We start from the raw sequence: 14801 nt of genomic DNA, 5'->3' as shown, positions 1-14801 counted from the left end.
CGGAATTCCGGTCCGGGCAGCCGGGGCGCTTCATTCCGCCGGCTACAACTGAGGCTGGGGCGGCAGGGTGGTAGAGGCGAGTTTCTGTGCCGAGCGCTTGTTCATCCCGAACATCCGCAGCATGTGAAAAGTCATCTCGTCGGTGAGTGCGCCGGCGTCGGCCTCCGGCTGGGCGTCCAACATCTGGAGTAAGCCCAGCAGTGCGCCACCGGCGGCCATGACGGCCATGTCCGGATCCATCGCCTCGAACCGCCCCGCTTCCTGAGCGGCGATGATGTCGCGGCGCGCACGCGGCGCCAAGCCTTCGTCCCGGAGCAGCACCGACATGCCCGAATGTAGAAGCACGCGTACCATTTCCGGCACCTGTCGCTGCAAGCGGCCCGTCATCCGGAAGCTGACCGCGAACACCTCGGCCGGATCCTCGTACAGCGACACGATGCCGTCGCGCATTTCGCTGTAGACCTGCAGAACCGACCGGACGGCCTCGTCGAAAAGCTGTTCCTTGGTTTCGAAGTGGTTGTAGAAGGAGCCGAAACCGACGTCGGCCGCATCGGTGATTTCCTGAATGCTCACCGTGGAACGCCCTTCGGCCAGGAACTTGCGCGCCGCGCCGAGCAGTGCGTTGCGCGTTCGCTCACGACGCCGATCGATGCGATTGCGGACAACGGGCTCGGCCATCGCTGCACTTCCCTTCGAAATCGCCTACGTGTCTCACAACTGAGAATATCATCAGACACGATTCGGCCTCGAATAACTCGCACCGAAGCGGTTGTGCTCGGATGTGATCGGCCATCGACGACCGACCTTGTCCCACCACGATGGTGTCCCCGAATTCCGCCCATACAGGTTGGGATCTCGGGACGTTCGATTCACTCCGAAGACCCCGGCGGAAACGCGATGTCATCCGGGGGCGCCACCGATGGCCGAGAGCTGGTTGGCGTTGATCGAGCCATCCAGCCCTGGTAGCAGGATCATCCGTAGTCGGCGGGGTTCCAGGAACGGGTCGGCTTGTTGGTGATGATGAACCGCAATGCCTTGATCATGGTGTCACCTCCTTCCTGGGTCTCGGTCGGGCGCGGACAGGGCTCGTGGGGGTCCGCCGCAAGGTGAACGGTCTGGGGATCGCGGCATTGGTCACGATCGGGCGGGTATCACCGTCGCCGATGACGCGCAGAGAGGTGTTCTCGGTGAGGGTGGTGGCCGCATCGGTGACCAGATCGTGGGCGACCGCGGCGCCGGCGCAGGTGAAGGGTCCGGAACTGAAGGGCACGAAGGGGCCGTGTTCGCTCGGTCGAATCCAGCGGTCGGGTCGGAATGCTTCTGGTCTGGTCCAGTGTTCGTCGTCGTGGTGGAGCAGGTAGGGGCTGACCGACAGCTGGTCGCCCGTCTGGAAGGCGATCCCCCCGAACTCGGCGGCATAGGGAACGGGACGGCTGACCATCCAGGAGACCGGCCGGTGCCGCAGGGCCTCACGTACCACCCAGTCGACGGGCCAAGGCCATGGTGAGCCGGGAGAGGCGAGACTGCCCAGCAACACCGACCACGCGAGCGAGTAGCCCAGCGGTCCCACAACGGACCGGAACATGAGCACGTACAACTGCGCCACCGTTGTATCGGCGACGCCGTCGGGACAGGCGCCGATCACGGCATCGAGCAGATCCCGTGGTTCGGCTTCCGCGGTGCGGCCGGTGGCACTGCGCCGGTCCCGGATCTGTTCGTCCAGTGCGGTGGACAGCTTGGCGCGCAGCAGTTGCGCCCGCGCCCGCTGCGCCATTCCGGCCGGGCGAAGCGCGCCCACGCGCGCATTTCGCTCCAGTAACTGCCGCAACTCGGGAGAACCATCGGGATGCAGCAACACGTCCGCGGTGCACCGATACACCAGCTCGACCCCCGCCGCGGGCCAGCGGGTGACGGAGGGCATTTCGATCACCGCCGCAGTCAGGGATTCGTGGTACTCGGGCGTATGCGTCCGCAGTATCGCGCGTGCAGCTCGGCCGAAATCCACCTGAGCAGACCGCGAAGGCAGCATTGAACCGAAGAACCCGGACTTCCCCGCGTTGAAATCGCGGTCGCTCAACACCGACAGCGCCAGACCCGTATCGCCGACACACCACCCGCCCCAGGGCAGCTCGAACACCTCTGCCAGGCTGGTCCGGCGCAGATTCTCGAGGAAACCCAACGGATCACGCCGGAACCGGCGCATCTCTGCAAAACCCATCGGACGGTCCTCTCAGCGAGAGGGTGAGCGATTCATCAGATTTTCGAGCGGATTTATCCACTGGCTGTGCCTGCAAACGCAGCTCAAGCATAGTCTCGACCAATTTTTACCAGCGAAGCCATGGAGGTCGGCCAAAGCGAATACCCGGCGCCGACCGGGGCCTGCCGAACACTGCGGCGGCGGTGAGATCGGTTCCCGATCACCTGGGACCGTCGGCAGTCGGTCATTGAAGTCCAAGGCCAACCACGTCGTGCGAGAAATAGTCGAACGCCTCGACGTGTCAGACCCAGGGGGTGCCCAGGGCATCTGGACGGTCGACAGCGGTGCGTGGTACTGAAGCCCGTGAGTGGTGCGCGGACTGTCGTCGCGGGTGTTCTGATCCGATACCTTGGTCACCGGCCGAGGTCGTGATCGGCCTGCGTGTTCGCACACTGCTCTGCGGCAATTCCTGGATAGTCGACGCCGTCCTCGCCCAGGGCCGGACCAGTTTCTGCCTTTTCGGGGACCCCGCAGAGCTCGGCTGCGATACGGAACAGCCGAACGCGTTGCGACGGGCAGTTCTCTTGCTCGTCGTGATTATCGAGTACGCGCTGATCAATGTCCTGAATCATGCGGTCGGCGGCGTCGGCGGACCCGAGCATGAGTTGGCAGAACAGCCGCAGCTGTGCGCGCAGCGCGGCGTCGTGCCGGCCGATGTTTTCCGGTTCGGGCATGCCGCTGCCCGGTCAGAGCCCGAACCGCGGAAACAGCCCGGAACCGTGGAACGCGACGACCCCGCTGACGCCGTCGGCGGTAAGTGTCAGGACGTGCATGGCGTGCGGTCGGCGAGCACCGTCATGGTCGCGGGCGTATACCGCGTAGGCGGGCTGTCCATTGGCGGAGGTGGCGACCAGTTCGGTCGGTCCGATCGCCCGCATCTGCCTGGCCAGGAAGGCCGCGATGGTGTCGCGGCCTTCGAACCAGGTCGCGATCGGCGGCATTTCCCATCGGGCGTCCTCGGTCAGCACCGCGACGAGTTGATCGATATCCGCGGTTTCGAATGCGGTGACGTATCGGTCGAGCAGGGCTCGCTGGCGCGGTTCGGTGGGTTCGGTCAGATTGTCCTGGTTGAGCGGTACCTGTGCGCGTGCTCGCTGCAGCGTGCTGTTGACGGCTGCTGTTGTCATCTCCAGCAGTTCCGCGACCTCGGTGGTCCGCCATTGCAGCACATCGCGCAGGATCAGCACGGCTCGTTGCCGTGGTGGTAGCTGTTGCAGGGCACCCATCAAGGCCAGGCGCATGGTCTGTCGTTGCACGACGACAGTTGCCGGGTCGGCCGGTGCGGCGGTGAACAGGAAGTCGGGTATCGGCTGCAGCCAAGGGATCTCGGGGGATCGTTGGACCAGCCCGGCGTCGAGGTTTGTCTCAGCGGCGCCGAGATCGGCGGGCAGCGGCCTGCGTCTGCCTTTTTCCAGCGCTTTGAAACATGCCCGGGTCGCGATGCGGTAGAGCCAGGTGCGCAACGACGATCGGCCCTCGAAGCCGTCGTATCCCCGCCAGGCATCGAGAAGGACGTCCTGCACAACTTCTTCGGCCTCGTCGACCGAGCCGAGCATGCGGTAGCAATAGGCGAGCAGCTCACGCCGGAACGGTTCGCTCAGCCGTCCGAAATCCTCGTTGCCGGTCCTGATCTCGGTCACTGTAGGCATGATTCGCCGATCCTGTTGGGGGTGTGGTTGTTTCGGCTGAACGCCGCGACCTGGTGCCCGCGGCCGAGCGCTTCCGTGACGATCCGGCTGCCGATGGTCCCGGCGGCGCCGATACCTCCGATGTGCATGATTCTCCTGTTGCGGAAGGGGTTTCGGATCAGCAGACGGTGATGTCGGCCATGTCGATGGCGACCAGGACGATCCGGTCGTCGCCCATGGCGGTGTAGGCCCGGCGGGTGGCGGGGATGATGATGCCGTCGATGTCGCGGTAGCCGGCGGCGTAGAGCTGTGACTCGGTGCCGGGGTCGACGATGTCGATGGTGAAGTCGTGGCGGCGCAACAGCCCGTCCGGGCCGAAGCAGAACACCTGCTCGCGGGTGTGGCTCTTGATGTGTTCGGGGAAGGTTACTTTCAGCCGCCGCCATGTTTCACCGTCGGCCTCGATGGGCGCGATCTCTTCGCAGACGAATCCCGGCCACGTGAACAGGAACGGCGTATTCACATACGTCCATAGTGCTTCGCCGGTGAAGTACGCGAGATGCAGGTCGTCCCACGGTGTTTGGAACTGGTGGCCGTCGAAAGACCGCTCCGGATCGTCGCGCGCGTCGATGACCGTGCCGTCGGATTGCTGTAGGACGACCCGGTCGGGCTCGAAGAGCGAGCGTCGGCCTCGACCGACGTAGTCCATGGTCAGGTGTTGCTGTGCCGTGCTCACCTCGAAGCGGACGCTGCGCATCGCGTCTGCTTTTCCCTTGATCTGCCAGAAGGCGCCGGTGATGGCTGCGTCGACGTTGATCGCCCGGATCTTCTTCCATCGGTCCAGGCCGCCGTGTGCGGCGACCGCGGTCGCGAGTAGGTCGCTCATTGCTGTGCTCCTCCAGTGGGTGTGCCCCAGTCGCCGGTGTGGTGTGGCGGCTGGGGCGTGCGTGTGGTCAGTCGACGATGAGTCCGCCGGTCATGTTGGCGACGGTTCCCGTCATCGCGGATGCCCGGTCGGAGGCGAGAAATACTGCGACCGAAGCAAGTTCGGCCAATGTGGTGGGGCGCTTGCGGTGGGTCGTCGCGGTGGCAGCGGCGGTGAATTGGTCTTTGCCGATGCCCAGTGCGTCGGCGTGCAACCCGTACACCACGTCGATGACCGGTGTCTCGACCATGCCTGTGGTGCGCAGGCAGATCGAGCGGACGCCGTGCTGGGCCCATTCGGCGGACAGCGCGCGATTGAGAGCTTCCATCGCAGCCCAGCCGACACTCATGCCGCCGACCAGCGGCAGGCTCACCCGGGCCGGTTCGGGTGTGTGCATCATGATCACTCCCGATCCCCGCGGTCAGGAAGACCCTGGCCCCTTCGTTGGCGAGTCCGCGAGCGACCGCGCCGCCGACGGCCCCCCCGCGCCATAGACGACCACGTTCTTGTTCTCCAGCAACATGTCCTACTCCTTCTTGTTGGTCACGCCGGAGCGTGAAGCCGGCCGCCGGGGGGCTCGTGGGCGCCCGGCTCGTTCTGGTTGCCGGTGGCCCGGCATGGTCGGGCGATGTCGGTCGCCGGGGTGAGCGGCGGTTCGAGTGCCGCGGTGAATGTGGCGTGTCGATTTCGGCGTGCCTGGTCCCGGACGACGACCGGTTCGGCCATGGTGACCACCTCCTACCAATACAGAGGAGATCGCAGCGCGAAAGTAATCGGTATTGCGTCCGGTCGTACGAGGGCGCGACCCTGTTCGCGGTGACGACACCGATAGCTCGCCCACGCATCCGCTCGGCCCCGTTGTACGAGGGGCGAATGGGTGTCCGCTGACCCGACCGCAATTGGCGACAATGTGCGGCTCGGGAGCGGTGCCATTGGCAAGTGAGTCGCCGGGGCCATCGTGGAATCCACAGTCCCTCTCGGCATTTCGCGCCCGACGCAGTTGGGGGTGTCCTTTGATCGGGCCGGCTGGTGGCCGTCGGGTGCGGCAGAATCTGCCCGGTGGGTCTGGATCTGGAGATCTTGCGGCTGTGGTCGGCCTGACGCGGCATCGCACGCCGGCGCCGAGCGCGGCTGCCGGGCCGGCGGTGACGCCTACCTGATCGATCCGAGCCCCACGACCCAGTGGGATCGTAATCGGAGCCACAGCTGGGCCAGAACGAAATCCCCTGCCACGCATAGGTGTTCACGCCCGATCGGCCGCCCCCGACCCGCCGGCTGGGCTGGTCCTGCAACTTGACTTGGAGTGCACTCCAGGTCCTAGTGTCGGAGGCATTCGTCAGCCATCGAGGTACCGCTCGGTCCGCCGGGCAGGAGGAGTATCCGCGCATGATCACCCGAACCACGCTCGGCTCGCCGGGTCTCACCGTCAGCGCGATGGGCCTGGGGTGCATGGGGATGAGCGAGAGCTACGGCGCCGCCGACTGGGACGGCGGCCTGGCCACCATCGACCGGGCCCTGGAGCTGGGTATCACGTTCCTGGACACCGCCGACGCCTACGGCGCCGGGCACAACGAGGTGCTGGTGGGCCGGGCCATCCACGGCCGCCGGGACCAGGTGCAGGTTGCCACCAAGTTCGGCATCGACCGCAGCGCCGGGGACCGGGCACGCCGCATCCGCGGTGCCCGGGACTATGTGCTGCGCTCCTGCGACGCGTCGCTGCTGCGGCTGGGCGTCGACGTGATCGACCTGTACTACGCACACCGCCCCCCTCAGGACGTGGAGATCGAGGAGACCGTCGGCGCGATGGCCGAGCTGGTCGAGGCGGGCAAGGTCCGCCATCTGGGCCTGTCCGAGGTCGACGGCACGCTGCTGCGCCGGGCGCACGCGGTGCACCCGATCACCGCGGTGCAGAGCGAGTACTCGCTGTGGACCCGCGACGTCGAGGCCCTCACCCCGGTGATGGCCGAGCTGGGGGTCGGGCTGGTGCCGTACTCGCCGCTGGGGCGGGGTTTCCTGACCGGCACTCTGGACCGCTCCACGTTGGGCGAGAAGGACTTCCGGCGTACCAACCCCCGCTTCGCCGGCGAGGCGGGCGTGGCCAACGAGAAGATCGCGCAGACCGTGCGCGAGGTGGCCGACCGGCTGGGTGCCACCCCGGCCCAGGTAGCGCTGGCCTGGGTGTACGCGCAGGCCGGGCGGCTCGGGGTTGCGGTCGCGCCCATTCCGGGCACCCGCAGCCCGGCCCGGCTGGAGCAGAACGCGGCCGCGTTGCAGTTCGCCCTGGATGCCGAGGCGCTGGCCGCGCTGGACCCGCTGAGCGACCAGGTGATTGGCGAGCGCTACACCCTGGCACACAGCGCTGAGGTCGCTCGAGGTTAGCCGGTGGGCTCGACGACCGGCAGGCTCGACCAGGCTGCGGATGGTAGTGGCCCCGGAAACTCGCAGGCCCGCAAGAGGGCTGCTGCACGTTCGGGCCACGTTGTCGCACGGTCGTGCAGCAGCCCCCCGGGGGGTCGCCTCGGCGCGGGCGGAGTTACTGGCTGGGTTGAGGGACGTCGACGTGGCAGTCGGCGATCTTGGGGTTTACTCCGAGGTAGTTCAGGGGGCCGGCGACGATGGTTACCGCTATGGTTCCGGCGTTTGCGCAATTGGTGGGGGCGCTGTCGTAATAGTGGCGCTGCCAGCCTGCTATGACGCCGATGATCAGCCATATCAGGACGATGGACATGAGGAGCCGGGAGAGTGGGGATCTGGCGTCGTACATCGCGCGGCGATCGCTTGTGTAGCCTCTCATTTCAGTCACTTCCGGAAGGTGTCTTTGATCTTTTCGGCCGTAGTCTTCAGGTTGGCCTTGACCTGGTCGGCCTTGCCTTCGTTCCGCAGCCTGGGGTTGTTGGTGATCTCGCCGATTTTTTCCTTGGCCTGACCGGTGAGTTTGTCGGCCCTGTTCTTCGCCTTGTTCGTGAAGCCCATTACGTTCACCTATCGGTGTTGCCCGGCCGCCGGATGCTGCCGGTAGTTCTGGCAATAGACCGTTTTCGGGCTTCCAAACGGCGACCGGAAGATATCAGCCGAAGCCGGCGCCGGCCGAGGCCACGATGCGGCACGGCGCCGCCCGGATGGGTCAGGTCGACCGGTTCGAACCGATCGCCGCCAAGTACGGCGCGGACCGGCGGGTGTGGGGGTATCGCGAGATCGCGGTGTCGAGGCGCGCGGATGGGCACGACGTCTCGACATCAACGGTGCGGCGGGCCCTGCGGCGTCGCGGGTTGCTGTCGCCACAGGGATTTCGCGCGGATCGCACGTCGTGGGCGATGCTGTGGCGCTGAGCATTGCCTGCGACCGGCCCACATGGTGAACGCGAGCGGGTCACCATCGCTGGGGCTTCGTCTCTGGGGCGGGACTAGCATCGGGGCATGGACGTCGGGGAACTGGTGGGGCGGTGGCAGTTGACCGCGTGGACCGCCGTCGACGAGAACGGAACGGTCTCAACGCCTTTCGGTGACCGGCCGCAAGGATGTGTGATCTATACTTCCGGCGGATGGATGAGTGGTCAACTCGCCGTTGCCGATCGGCGGGAGTTGTCGACGTCAGTGGCGCTCGCCGGTGCCGACAGTGAACGGGCCGAGGCGTATTCGAGCTACATCGCCTACTGCGGCGAATACCGGCTGGAAGCGGACGTGGTCGTGCACACGTTGCGGATGAGCCTGTTCCCGAACTGGGTCGGCGGTGAGCAGCGACGCACGGCGGAATTGTCCGGCGATCGTCTGGTACTCGCCACCCCGCCGACCCCGGTGGGGGAGCACGTCCTGGTCAATCGGCTGTACTGGGTGCGCGCAGAGTAGCGATCAGCGGCGCGGCCGGACACTGTTCGAGGTCGGCCGAAGCGGACGCGGACGGCCGGGCGATCGCGGACGTGTCGATTCAGCCGAGGTGTGCCTGTAACAACCAGGCGGGCACCGAGCTACGGCCACCCGGCTCGTCACGGACGTCTTCGAACGAGATGGGTAACTGCTCGCCTGTCGGAAGGTTGTTGCCGTGGATGCGTGCCGGGCGGATCTCGTCGATCACCCAGTACTTCGAGACCACTTCGCGCAGTTCGGCTTCGGTGACGGGATTGGGACCGAACCCGGCCGGCGGATTCGGGAGGGCCTTGCGGTCGAACACGAGCACGAAGTAGGACGCTCCGGGGGCGGCGGCGCGGACGATGGACTGCTGGTATCCCTCGCGCTGGTCCACCGGGATCGAATGGAACAGGGTGCTGTCGACGATGGTCCCGAAGCGGCCGTCGTACCCGGTGAACGAGGCGATGTCGGCGACCTCGTACGACGCGGTGGTCAGTCCGCGCCGGGACGCCTCGGCGCGGGCCAGTTCGATGGCGGTCGGGGCGGAGTCCAATCCCACCGTCGTGTAACCCTGTTCGGCCAGATACAGGGAGATCGCTGCTTCGCCGCACCCCACATCGAGCACGTCGCCGTGGAACTTGCCCTGCTCGATGATCGCCTTCAGCTCCGGCTGTGGCTCGCCCAGGCTCCAGGGCGGCTTGGCCTCGGCATCCCAGAACGGTCCGGCCTCACCCTTGTAGGCGCTCTCGAACGTGAATTCGCCCGGCATGGTCGAGTCCGCTGTTCCCGCGTCGACGTCTCGGGTTTCGATCGCTTTCACGGTTTTGTCGAGGGCTTGTTTCAAGACGCGTTTGCCGACGGTCCCGACCACGGCTCCCAGGATTCGGCCCTTGAGGTTCTTGCCCTCGCGCACCACGACCACATCCACGTCGGTCATCCCGTCGGGGCGACGTGTGAAGGTGTAGGTATGACCCGAGTGGCCACCCCACAGGTTCGAGTCGGTGGTCGTCAGGATGACGCGGTCCGGATTGGACCAGTCGTAGTGCAGGCGTTCCCAGATGCCGTGGGACCCCTCGGTGACATCGGCATCGCGCGGGCCCCGATTGTGGACGTCGAGATATTCGTCGGCGCTGTTGCCGAACACCTGCGAGCGGCCCGGCCCGAAATCGGTCAACGCCGCCACGAACTGTTCCGGTGTCGAACTCGTGGTCTCCTTGAAGTGGATGGTGGACATCGAAGCCTCCTGTTCTGGGCGGTAACTCCTCGGCGGGTCGCCGTTCACACGTCGCGTGCGCAATCGGGGAGACCGCCCAGGCCGAGGCGAGGATGCCGACAAGGACATCACGCCGAGCACGCGCCGAGGCCGCAGCCGTCTGTACCGTTCGCGCGTCGTTCGAACTGTCGATGCACGATCCAGTCTAGGATCTCGCGCTCGACAATCCGAGGTACGGAGCCGTCGGGCAGGCCGTACCGTGTTCGCGGCCGATTCGTAGTGCGACAGGGATCCGACCGACACCGCGACGATGCTGGTTGCCGGCTATTGCCTGTCGGTCTGTGGAGGAGCAAGGTGAGGGGACGCCGGTGGTGCCACCGGGGCGCTGCCCTCGAGCGGGAAGGGGGTGGATCGTGTACGCGCGTTCCACCACGATTCTGGCGCAAATCTCCGCTATCGAAACCGGGGTCGCGTATGTGCGCGACAAGGTGTTGCCGGCCTCGGACGGTATCGCAGGCTGTGTCGGCCTGTCTTTGCTGGTCAATCGGCAACATGGTCGGTGCATCGCCACCAGCGCGTGGGAGTCGGCGGAGGCGATGCACTCCAGCGCGGATCAGGTTCGTTCGTTCCGCGACCGTACCGCTGAGATGTTCGGCGCTGTGCGGATCGAGGAATGGGAGATCGCCGTGCTGCATCGCGAACACCACTCGCGCCGCGGCGCCTGTGTGCGTGTTGCCTGGGCGGAGACCGCGCCGGCGCGGCTGGATGCGGTTGTCGAGGCGTATCGGTCCCAGTTCCTGGCGGACATGAGAACTCTGGAGGGATTCTGCAGTGCGAGCCTGATGATCAACCGCTCGACCGGGCGTGCGGTCTCGTGTGCCGCATACGACAGTGCGATGGCGATGATTCGCGCCCGTGGCCAAGCCGCGTCGTTGCGGGCCGCCGCCAGCCGGCGATACGACGCAGTGGTGATCGACACCGGTGAGTTCGAGCTGGCTCTCGCGCACCTGCGCGTACCCGAACTCGTGTGATCCGGACCCGAGCAGGGCAACGGCGCACGGAATGTCCGACCTGCTCAACCGCGGCCCTGGGGACAGCACATCCACCGAGGGCGGCTTGGGCTATCCCGGCGGCGCCGCGATCCTGATCAGCGGCCTGGCCGCGGGCCCGGGTCGCTGAGGTCGGTGGCCACACCGCTGGACTTCTTGGGCCGGGAGTAGCGGAATCCCTAGCGCACCAGTGCCTTCGGCATGTCCGGAAAACGACGGCATCCCGGTCGTGCTGATGCATCCGCAGTGCGGCGGCCAAGCCGGCGATACCCGGTGCCTGCCAAGTTATCCCGCCACCCACGTCGACCACATCGGCGGCGAGTTCCTTGGGAGCACACTCCGGCACCAGGTGCGAAGTAACGAAACACTCTGCCACGCACAGGTACTCACGCCCGATCCGCCGGACCGTATCGAAAGCGACCTGGTCCGCGTTCGGTCGAGGCGGTCATTCGATACCGGCCTGCGCCCGGATAGCTCGGCCCGGACGTGGGTATGGCAAGAGCGTGCCCAGACGAACCCCACCATGGAAGGAGCGTGACATGCTCGATCGGCGTGCTGCCGCGACCACGTCGGAGCGCGCGCGACCTTGGCCCGGATCGGGTGCCGACCTGCTCAACAAGGTCGCCACGAGGATGCCGGTGCCCACCATGCTGGCGGGTGCCGTCTGCGTCGCCCTGTCGTCGGTCTTCGTGCCTCTCACGCACGTTTCGACCGGAACGGTGACCTTGTTCCGCAGCCTCCTATCGATGCCGCTGCTGATCCCGTTGGCGCTCCGCGAGGCTCGGACCGCGCCCGCCCGGCCGCCGCGCTCACGCTCGATGGCCCTGGCCGCAGGTGTTCTGCTGGCGGGCGACATCCTGCTGTGGAATCAGGCGATCACCGACAGCGGCGCCGGGATCGCGACTGTGGTCGTGAACGCCCAGGTGATCCTGGTACCCCTCCTCGGATGGATCTTCCTGCGGGAGCGCCCAACTGCCGCGTTCGCCGCAGTGGTCCCAGTCATGGTCGCCGGCGTGGCGTTGGCCGGCGGCGTGGTGGGCGGGGGCACCGGGAAGAACCCGACCCAGGGCGTGATCTTCGCCGCGGCGGCGGCCCTGTGTTACGCGGGCTTCCTGTTCCTGCTGCGGCAGGCCGGCGATAGCGACCATATCGTCGGGCCCGTCACCGAGTCCGCGGCCGCCTCCGGCCTCGTGGCGTTGGTCGTCGGGCCGCTGTGGCATGGCCTGGACCTGGTTCCGGGCTGGGCGGCGTTCGGCTGGCTCGCCGCTATCGCTCTGACCGGGCAGGTGGCGAGTTATCTGCTGATCGCGAGCGCGCTGCCCCGCCTGTCCGCGTCGGTGGGGGCGGCGCTGCTGCTGCTCCAGCCGGTCGGGTCGGTGCTCTTGGGCGCTGTCATCCTGGGCGAGCGCCCGACGCTGCTGCAGCTCGGCGGCTGCGGGGTCGTCCTGGCCGCGCTCTACCTGGCCACCGTCGCAGCCCGCCGCGGCGCCCCCGGCGACGCGAAGGCCGGCCACTGCGAGCCGGAACCCCGCCGGAGCCCCTGAGCTGTTACCGCGCACGCCGGATCCGGCGGGTCTCGATGTACCCGGCGGTGCGAAGACCTCCGGAGCCGGCGGCCGTGACGCTGGGCATGGGGTCCGGTCGAACGAGAACCGGCGTGCTGAGTACCCGGTTCAGGGAATGAGAGTTGTTCGCGGGGAAGGGTTTTCCGGTGCCTGCCCACTTCCGAGGAGCGCTTCGGTAGGGTGCGCGGCATGCGCGGCCAGGGTTCGGGCTGCGGCGTTCAGGCGGCTGCGGGCATCCGCATCGGCGACCAGGCCGTCCGGTCCGATACTGCTCTGGAGCACGGTGACGCGGCCGCAGGCCGCCTCGACCAGCTCGGCACCCGCGTAGCCGAGCACGGTGCGCAGGGTGGCCACGGCGGCCTCACCGCGGCCCCTCGTAGGCGAGGTTCACGTAGGCGACCGGCTTGTCGCTGAGATCGGCACTGCCGATCGTCCATTCGAGCAGGTTCTTCAGGCTGCCGGGGATCATGCCCGCGTACTCGGGAGTGCAGAACAGCACTGCGTCGACCTCGGCGAGCTGCCGGTGCAGGGCCTCGACCACGGGCGGCTCGGGCTCGTCACCGGGTACGAACGCGGGCAGATCGAGCAGGCCCTGGTACCGGACGGCCTCGAAGTCGGACCCGGCGTCGGCCGCGATCGAGCGCAGCGCGGCGGTGTTCGTCGAGCCCTCGCGAGTGCTGCCCGAAATCAACAGGATGCGGGGAATAGTCACAGCTGCGCCAACAGAGCTGGGGCCGGGAGTATTTCGAAGGCACGCCCGCGCCGCACCAACTCCTCGTCCGCGAATGCCGGCGCCGCCACGAGCCCCGGCCTCCAGCACGCCGACCGGTCACATCAGCGCCAGGCCGAGCACTACCAGCTCGATACCGGATGCCGAGTACCAAACCAGCTCGCTGGCAACGGATTCCGGACCCGGGCCATCCCGTTGGATCACAGTTCGGGCATTGGGTTGCAGGGGGTTCCGGCTCCTCGTCGGCGGACGGTGACCAGGTCGTGTCGGGCGGCGGGAAGGGTTTGTTCGCTGGTTCCTTCGATGGTGAAGCCGGCGTCGGTGATCATCTGTCGTTCGTCGGTTCCGGGCCGGCCTTCGCTGGTGAGGTAGTCGCCGAGAAAGATCGAATCGGCCAGGTGCGGGGCCCATGGCTGCAGGTCGAGGCAGGCGCGGATCTCGACCTGTGGATGGCCGGATTCGATTGCGGCGATGGTGTTTTCGATAGTTCGTGCCGAAAGGCGATCGTGGGCCGATCTCCGTTGAGCGACAACAGGACCGGCCGACCGCCGCGATTCGGCTGATGCTGGAATTGCGCTGGGTGACCCGGGTCCGGCGTCCGAATCGTCGGGCCGGGCGAACCGCGATGGATCAGAGCGGTCCGGGCGCAGGAGAGTCGCGGGTGGGCTCTGCCGCCCGAGATCGCGTAGCTGCCCAGCTGGCGAGGAGTTTGAGGTGGTCTTCGGATGCGGTGCCGGGTTCGGCGGTGTAGGCGATCAGGTTGTGCACGGCCCGGCCGGACAGGGGGAGATCGAGGGACTGGAAGGTCAGTTCCAGATGGCCGACGTCGGGGTGCTGCAGTCGTTTGATGCCGTCGTGGCGGATCAGGACGTCGTGCGCGGCCCATCGGCCCCGGAACTCGGGGCTGAGGGTGCACAGCTCGCCGATGAGTTCGCGCAGCGCCCGGTCGCGAGGCTCGCGCCCGGCTTCGGCGCGCAGCAGGGCGGCGGTGGCATCGCCGGCGGCGTCCCAGTCGACGAAGAAGTCGTGTGCGCCGAGGTCGAGGAAGATGAAGCGGGCGATGTTGGGGCGGCCGTGCTGGTCGGTGGTGGCGCTGTCGAACATCGGCGCGTACACGGCTCGCGCCAGCGAGTTGCCGGCCACGACGTCCGTGCGGCCGTTGCGTATGAACGCCGAGGACATCGTCATGGAGTCGAGTAGCCACTGGACCCGGGGCGGGACCTCGACGTCCCGGCGAGGCGACGGCGTGCGGCTCGCGGGCCGTGATGACCGGGCCAGGTCGAACAGGTAGGTGCGTTCGTCGTCGTCCAGTTGCAGGGCGCGAGCCACCGCGTCGAGGACGTCTTCGGACACGCCGCCGATGTGCCCCTTCTCCAGCCGCGTGTACCACTCCGTGCTCACGCCGGCCAGGACGGCGACCTCCTCGCGCCGTAACCCGGCGACCCGGCGACGGCCGCTGGTCGGCAGTCCGACCTGCGCCGGGGTGATCTTGGCGCGCCGACCGGTGAGGAAATCCCGGATTTCGCCTCGGTTTCCGGGCTGCTGGTCCATGTCGTTCACGGTAGCCGCGGGTAACGGCGCGAGGGGGG

18 protein-coding genes are annotated in these 14801 nt (G+C 67.2%); 5 read left to right on the top strand and 13 right to left on the bottom strand.

Annotation, left to right across the window (positions count from 1 at the left end; all coding sequences use genetic code 11):
* Positions 1 to 42: 42 nt before the first annotated feature.
* The 6 genes from AC5WS7_RS08305 to AC5WS7_RS08280 form a co-directional block, all read right to left on the bottom strand.
* On the bottom strand, positions 43 to 678 hold the full coding sequence (locus AC5WS7_RS08305) for a TetR/AcrR family transcriptional regulator (RefSeq protein ID WP_495953820.1): 636 nt from the start codon (positions 676 to 678) through the stop codon (positions 43 to 45).
* Positions 679 to 1039: 361 nt separating this feature from the next.
* Positions 1040 to 2218: a cytochrome P450 gene (locus AC5WS7_RS08300; RefSeq protein WP_495953819.1), complete on the bottom strand. Its 1179-nt coding sequence runs from the start codon at positions 2216 to 2218 to the stop codon at positions 1040 to 1042.
* 392 nt (positions 2219 to 2610) lie between these two features.
* Positions 2611 to 2931: a hypothetical protein gene (locus tag AC5WS7_RS08295; RefSeq protein WP_495953818.1), complete on the bottom strand. Its 321-nt coding sequence runs from the start codon at positions 2929 to 2931 to the stop codon at positions 2611 to 2613.
* Between the two features lie 12 nt (positions 2932 to 2943).
* On the bottom strand, positions 2944 to 3897 hold the full coding sequence (locus AC5WS7_RS08290; RefSeq protein ID WP_495953817.1) for a sigma-70 family RNA polymerase sigma factor: 954 nt from the start codon (positions 3895 to 3897) through the stop codon (positions 2944 to 2946).
* A 166-nt stretch (positions 3898 to 4063) separates the two neighbouring features.
* Positions 4064 to 4771, bottom strand: a complete 708-nt coding sequence (locus AC5WS7_RS08285) for a hypothetical protein (protein ID WP_495953816.1) — start codon at positions 4769 to 4771, stop codon at positions 4064 to 4066.
* A 67-nt stretch (positions 4772 to 4838) separates the two neighbouring features.
* Entirely contained in the window at positions 4839 to 5210 is a 372-nt protein-coding gene (locus AC5WS7_RS08280; RefSeq protein WP_495953815.1) for an SDR family oxidoreductase, read from the bottom strand.
* 986 nt (positions 5211 to 6196) lie between these two features.
* Here AC5WS7_RS08280 and AC5WS7_RS08275 point away from each other — a divergent pair.
* A complete protein-coding gene (locus tag AC5WS7_RS08275; protein WP_495953814.1) occupies positions 6197 to 7189 on the top strand; it encodes an aldo/keto reductase in 993 nt (330 codons plus the stop codon).
* A 154-nt stretch (positions 7190 to 7343) separates the two neighbouring features.
* On the opposite strand, the gene AC5WS7_RS08270 is transcribed toward AC5WS7_RS08275, so the two are convergent.
* Entirely contained in the window at positions 7344 to 7574 is a 231-nt protein-coding gene (locus tag AC5WS7_RS08270) for a hypothetical protein (protein ID WP_495954505.1), read from the bottom strand.
* A gap of 35 nt (positions 7575 to 7609) precedes the next feature.
* Positions 7610 to 7783 carry a CsbD family protein gene (locus AC5WS7_RS08265; RefSeq protein ID WP_495953813.1) on the bottom strand — a complete coding sequence of 58 codons (174 nt, stop codon included), beginning with the start codon at positions 7781 to 7783 and terminating at the stop codon, positions 7610 to 7612.
* 125 nt (positions 7784 to 7908) lie between these two features.
* Here AC5WS7_RS08265 and AC5WS7_RS08260 point away from each other — a divergent pair, with 125 nt between their 5' ends.
* Positions 7909 to 8139: a hypothetical protein gene (locus AC5WS7_RS08260; protein WP_495953812.1), complete on the top strand. Its 231-nt coding sequence runs from the start codon at positions 7909 to 7911 to the stop codon at positions 8137 to 8139.
* Between the two features lie 87 nt (positions 8140 to 8226).
* On the top strand, positions 8227 to 8655 hold the full coding sequence (locus AC5WS7_RS08255; RefSeq protein WP_495953811.1) for a lipocalin-like domain-containing protein: 429 nt from the start codon (positions 8227 to 8229) through the stop codon (positions 8653 to 8655).
* 79 nt (positions 8656 to 8734) lie between these two features.
* Here the strand turns inward: AC5WS7_RS08255 and AC5WS7_RS08250 are convergent, their stop codons facing one another.
* Positions 8735 to 9424 (bottom strand): class I SAM-dependent methyltransferase, encoded by a 690-nt coding sequence (locus AC5WS7_RS08250; RefSeq protein ID WP_495954504.1) that lies wholly within the window; start codon positions 9422 to 9424, stop codon positions 8735 to 8737.
* An 857-nt stretch (positions 9425 to 10281) separates the two neighbouring features.
* Between AC5WS7_RS08250 and AC5WS7_RS08245 the strand changes: the two genes are divergently transcribed.
* Both AC5WS7_RS08245 and AC5WS7_RS08240 read left to right on the top strand, forming a co-directional pair.
* Positions 10282 to 10899, top strand: coding sequence for a hypothetical protein (locus tag AC5WS7_RS08245; RefSeq protein WP_495953810.1), 618 nt, complete (start codon positions 10282 to 10284; stop codon positions 10897 to 10899).
* A gap of 557 nt (positions 10900 to 11456) precedes the next feature.
* On the top strand, positions 11457 to 12461 hold the full coding sequence (locus tag AC5WS7_RS08240; RefSeq protein WP_495953809.1) for a DMT family transporter: 1005 nt from the start codon (positions 11457 to 11459) through the stop codon (positions 12459 to 12461).
* A 129-nt stretch (positions 12462 to 12590) separates the two neighbouring features.
* Here AC5WS7_RS08240 and AC5WS7_RS08235 read toward each other — a convergent pair whose 3' ends face one another.
* The 4 genes from AC5WS7_RS08235 to AC5WS7_RS08220 all read right to left on the bottom strand — a co-directional run bounded on the left by AC5WS7_RS08235 (position 12591) and on the right by AC5WS7_RS08220 (position 14763).
* Positions 12591 to 12836, bottom strand: coding sequence for a hypothetical protein (locus AC5WS7_RS08235; RefSeq protein ID WP_495953808.1), 246 nt, complete (start codon positions 12834 to 12836; stop codon positions 12591 to 12593).
* A 7-nt stretch (positions 12837 to 12843) separates the two neighbouring features.
* Entirely contained in the window at positions 12844 to 13194 is a 351-nt protein-coding gene (locus AC5WS7_RS08230) for an NADPH-dependent FMN reductase (RefSeq protein WP_495953807.1), read from the bottom strand.
* A gap of 218 nt (positions 13195 to 13412) precedes the next feature.
* Positions 13413 to 13541, bottom strand: a complete 129-nt coding sequence (locus tag AC5WS7_RS08225; RefSeq protein ID WP_495953806.1) for a hypothetical protein — start codon at positions 13539 to 13541, stop codon at positions 13413 to 13415.
* Positions 13542 to 13842: 301 nt separating this feature from the next.
* Positions 13843 to 14763 (bottom strand): helix-turn-helix transcriptional regulator, encoded by a 921-nt coding sequence (locus AC5WS7_RS08220; protein WP_495953805.1) that lies wholly within the window; start codon positions 14761 to 14763, stop codon positions 13843 to 13845.
* Positions 14764 to 14801 lie beyond the last annotated feature (38 nt).

The organism is Nocardia sp. PLKS1-43 (assembly GCF_059510335.1).
The sequence above is the reverse complement of the archived record's forward strand: the minus strand, read 5'-3'. Positions and strand labels throughout refer to the sequence as shown.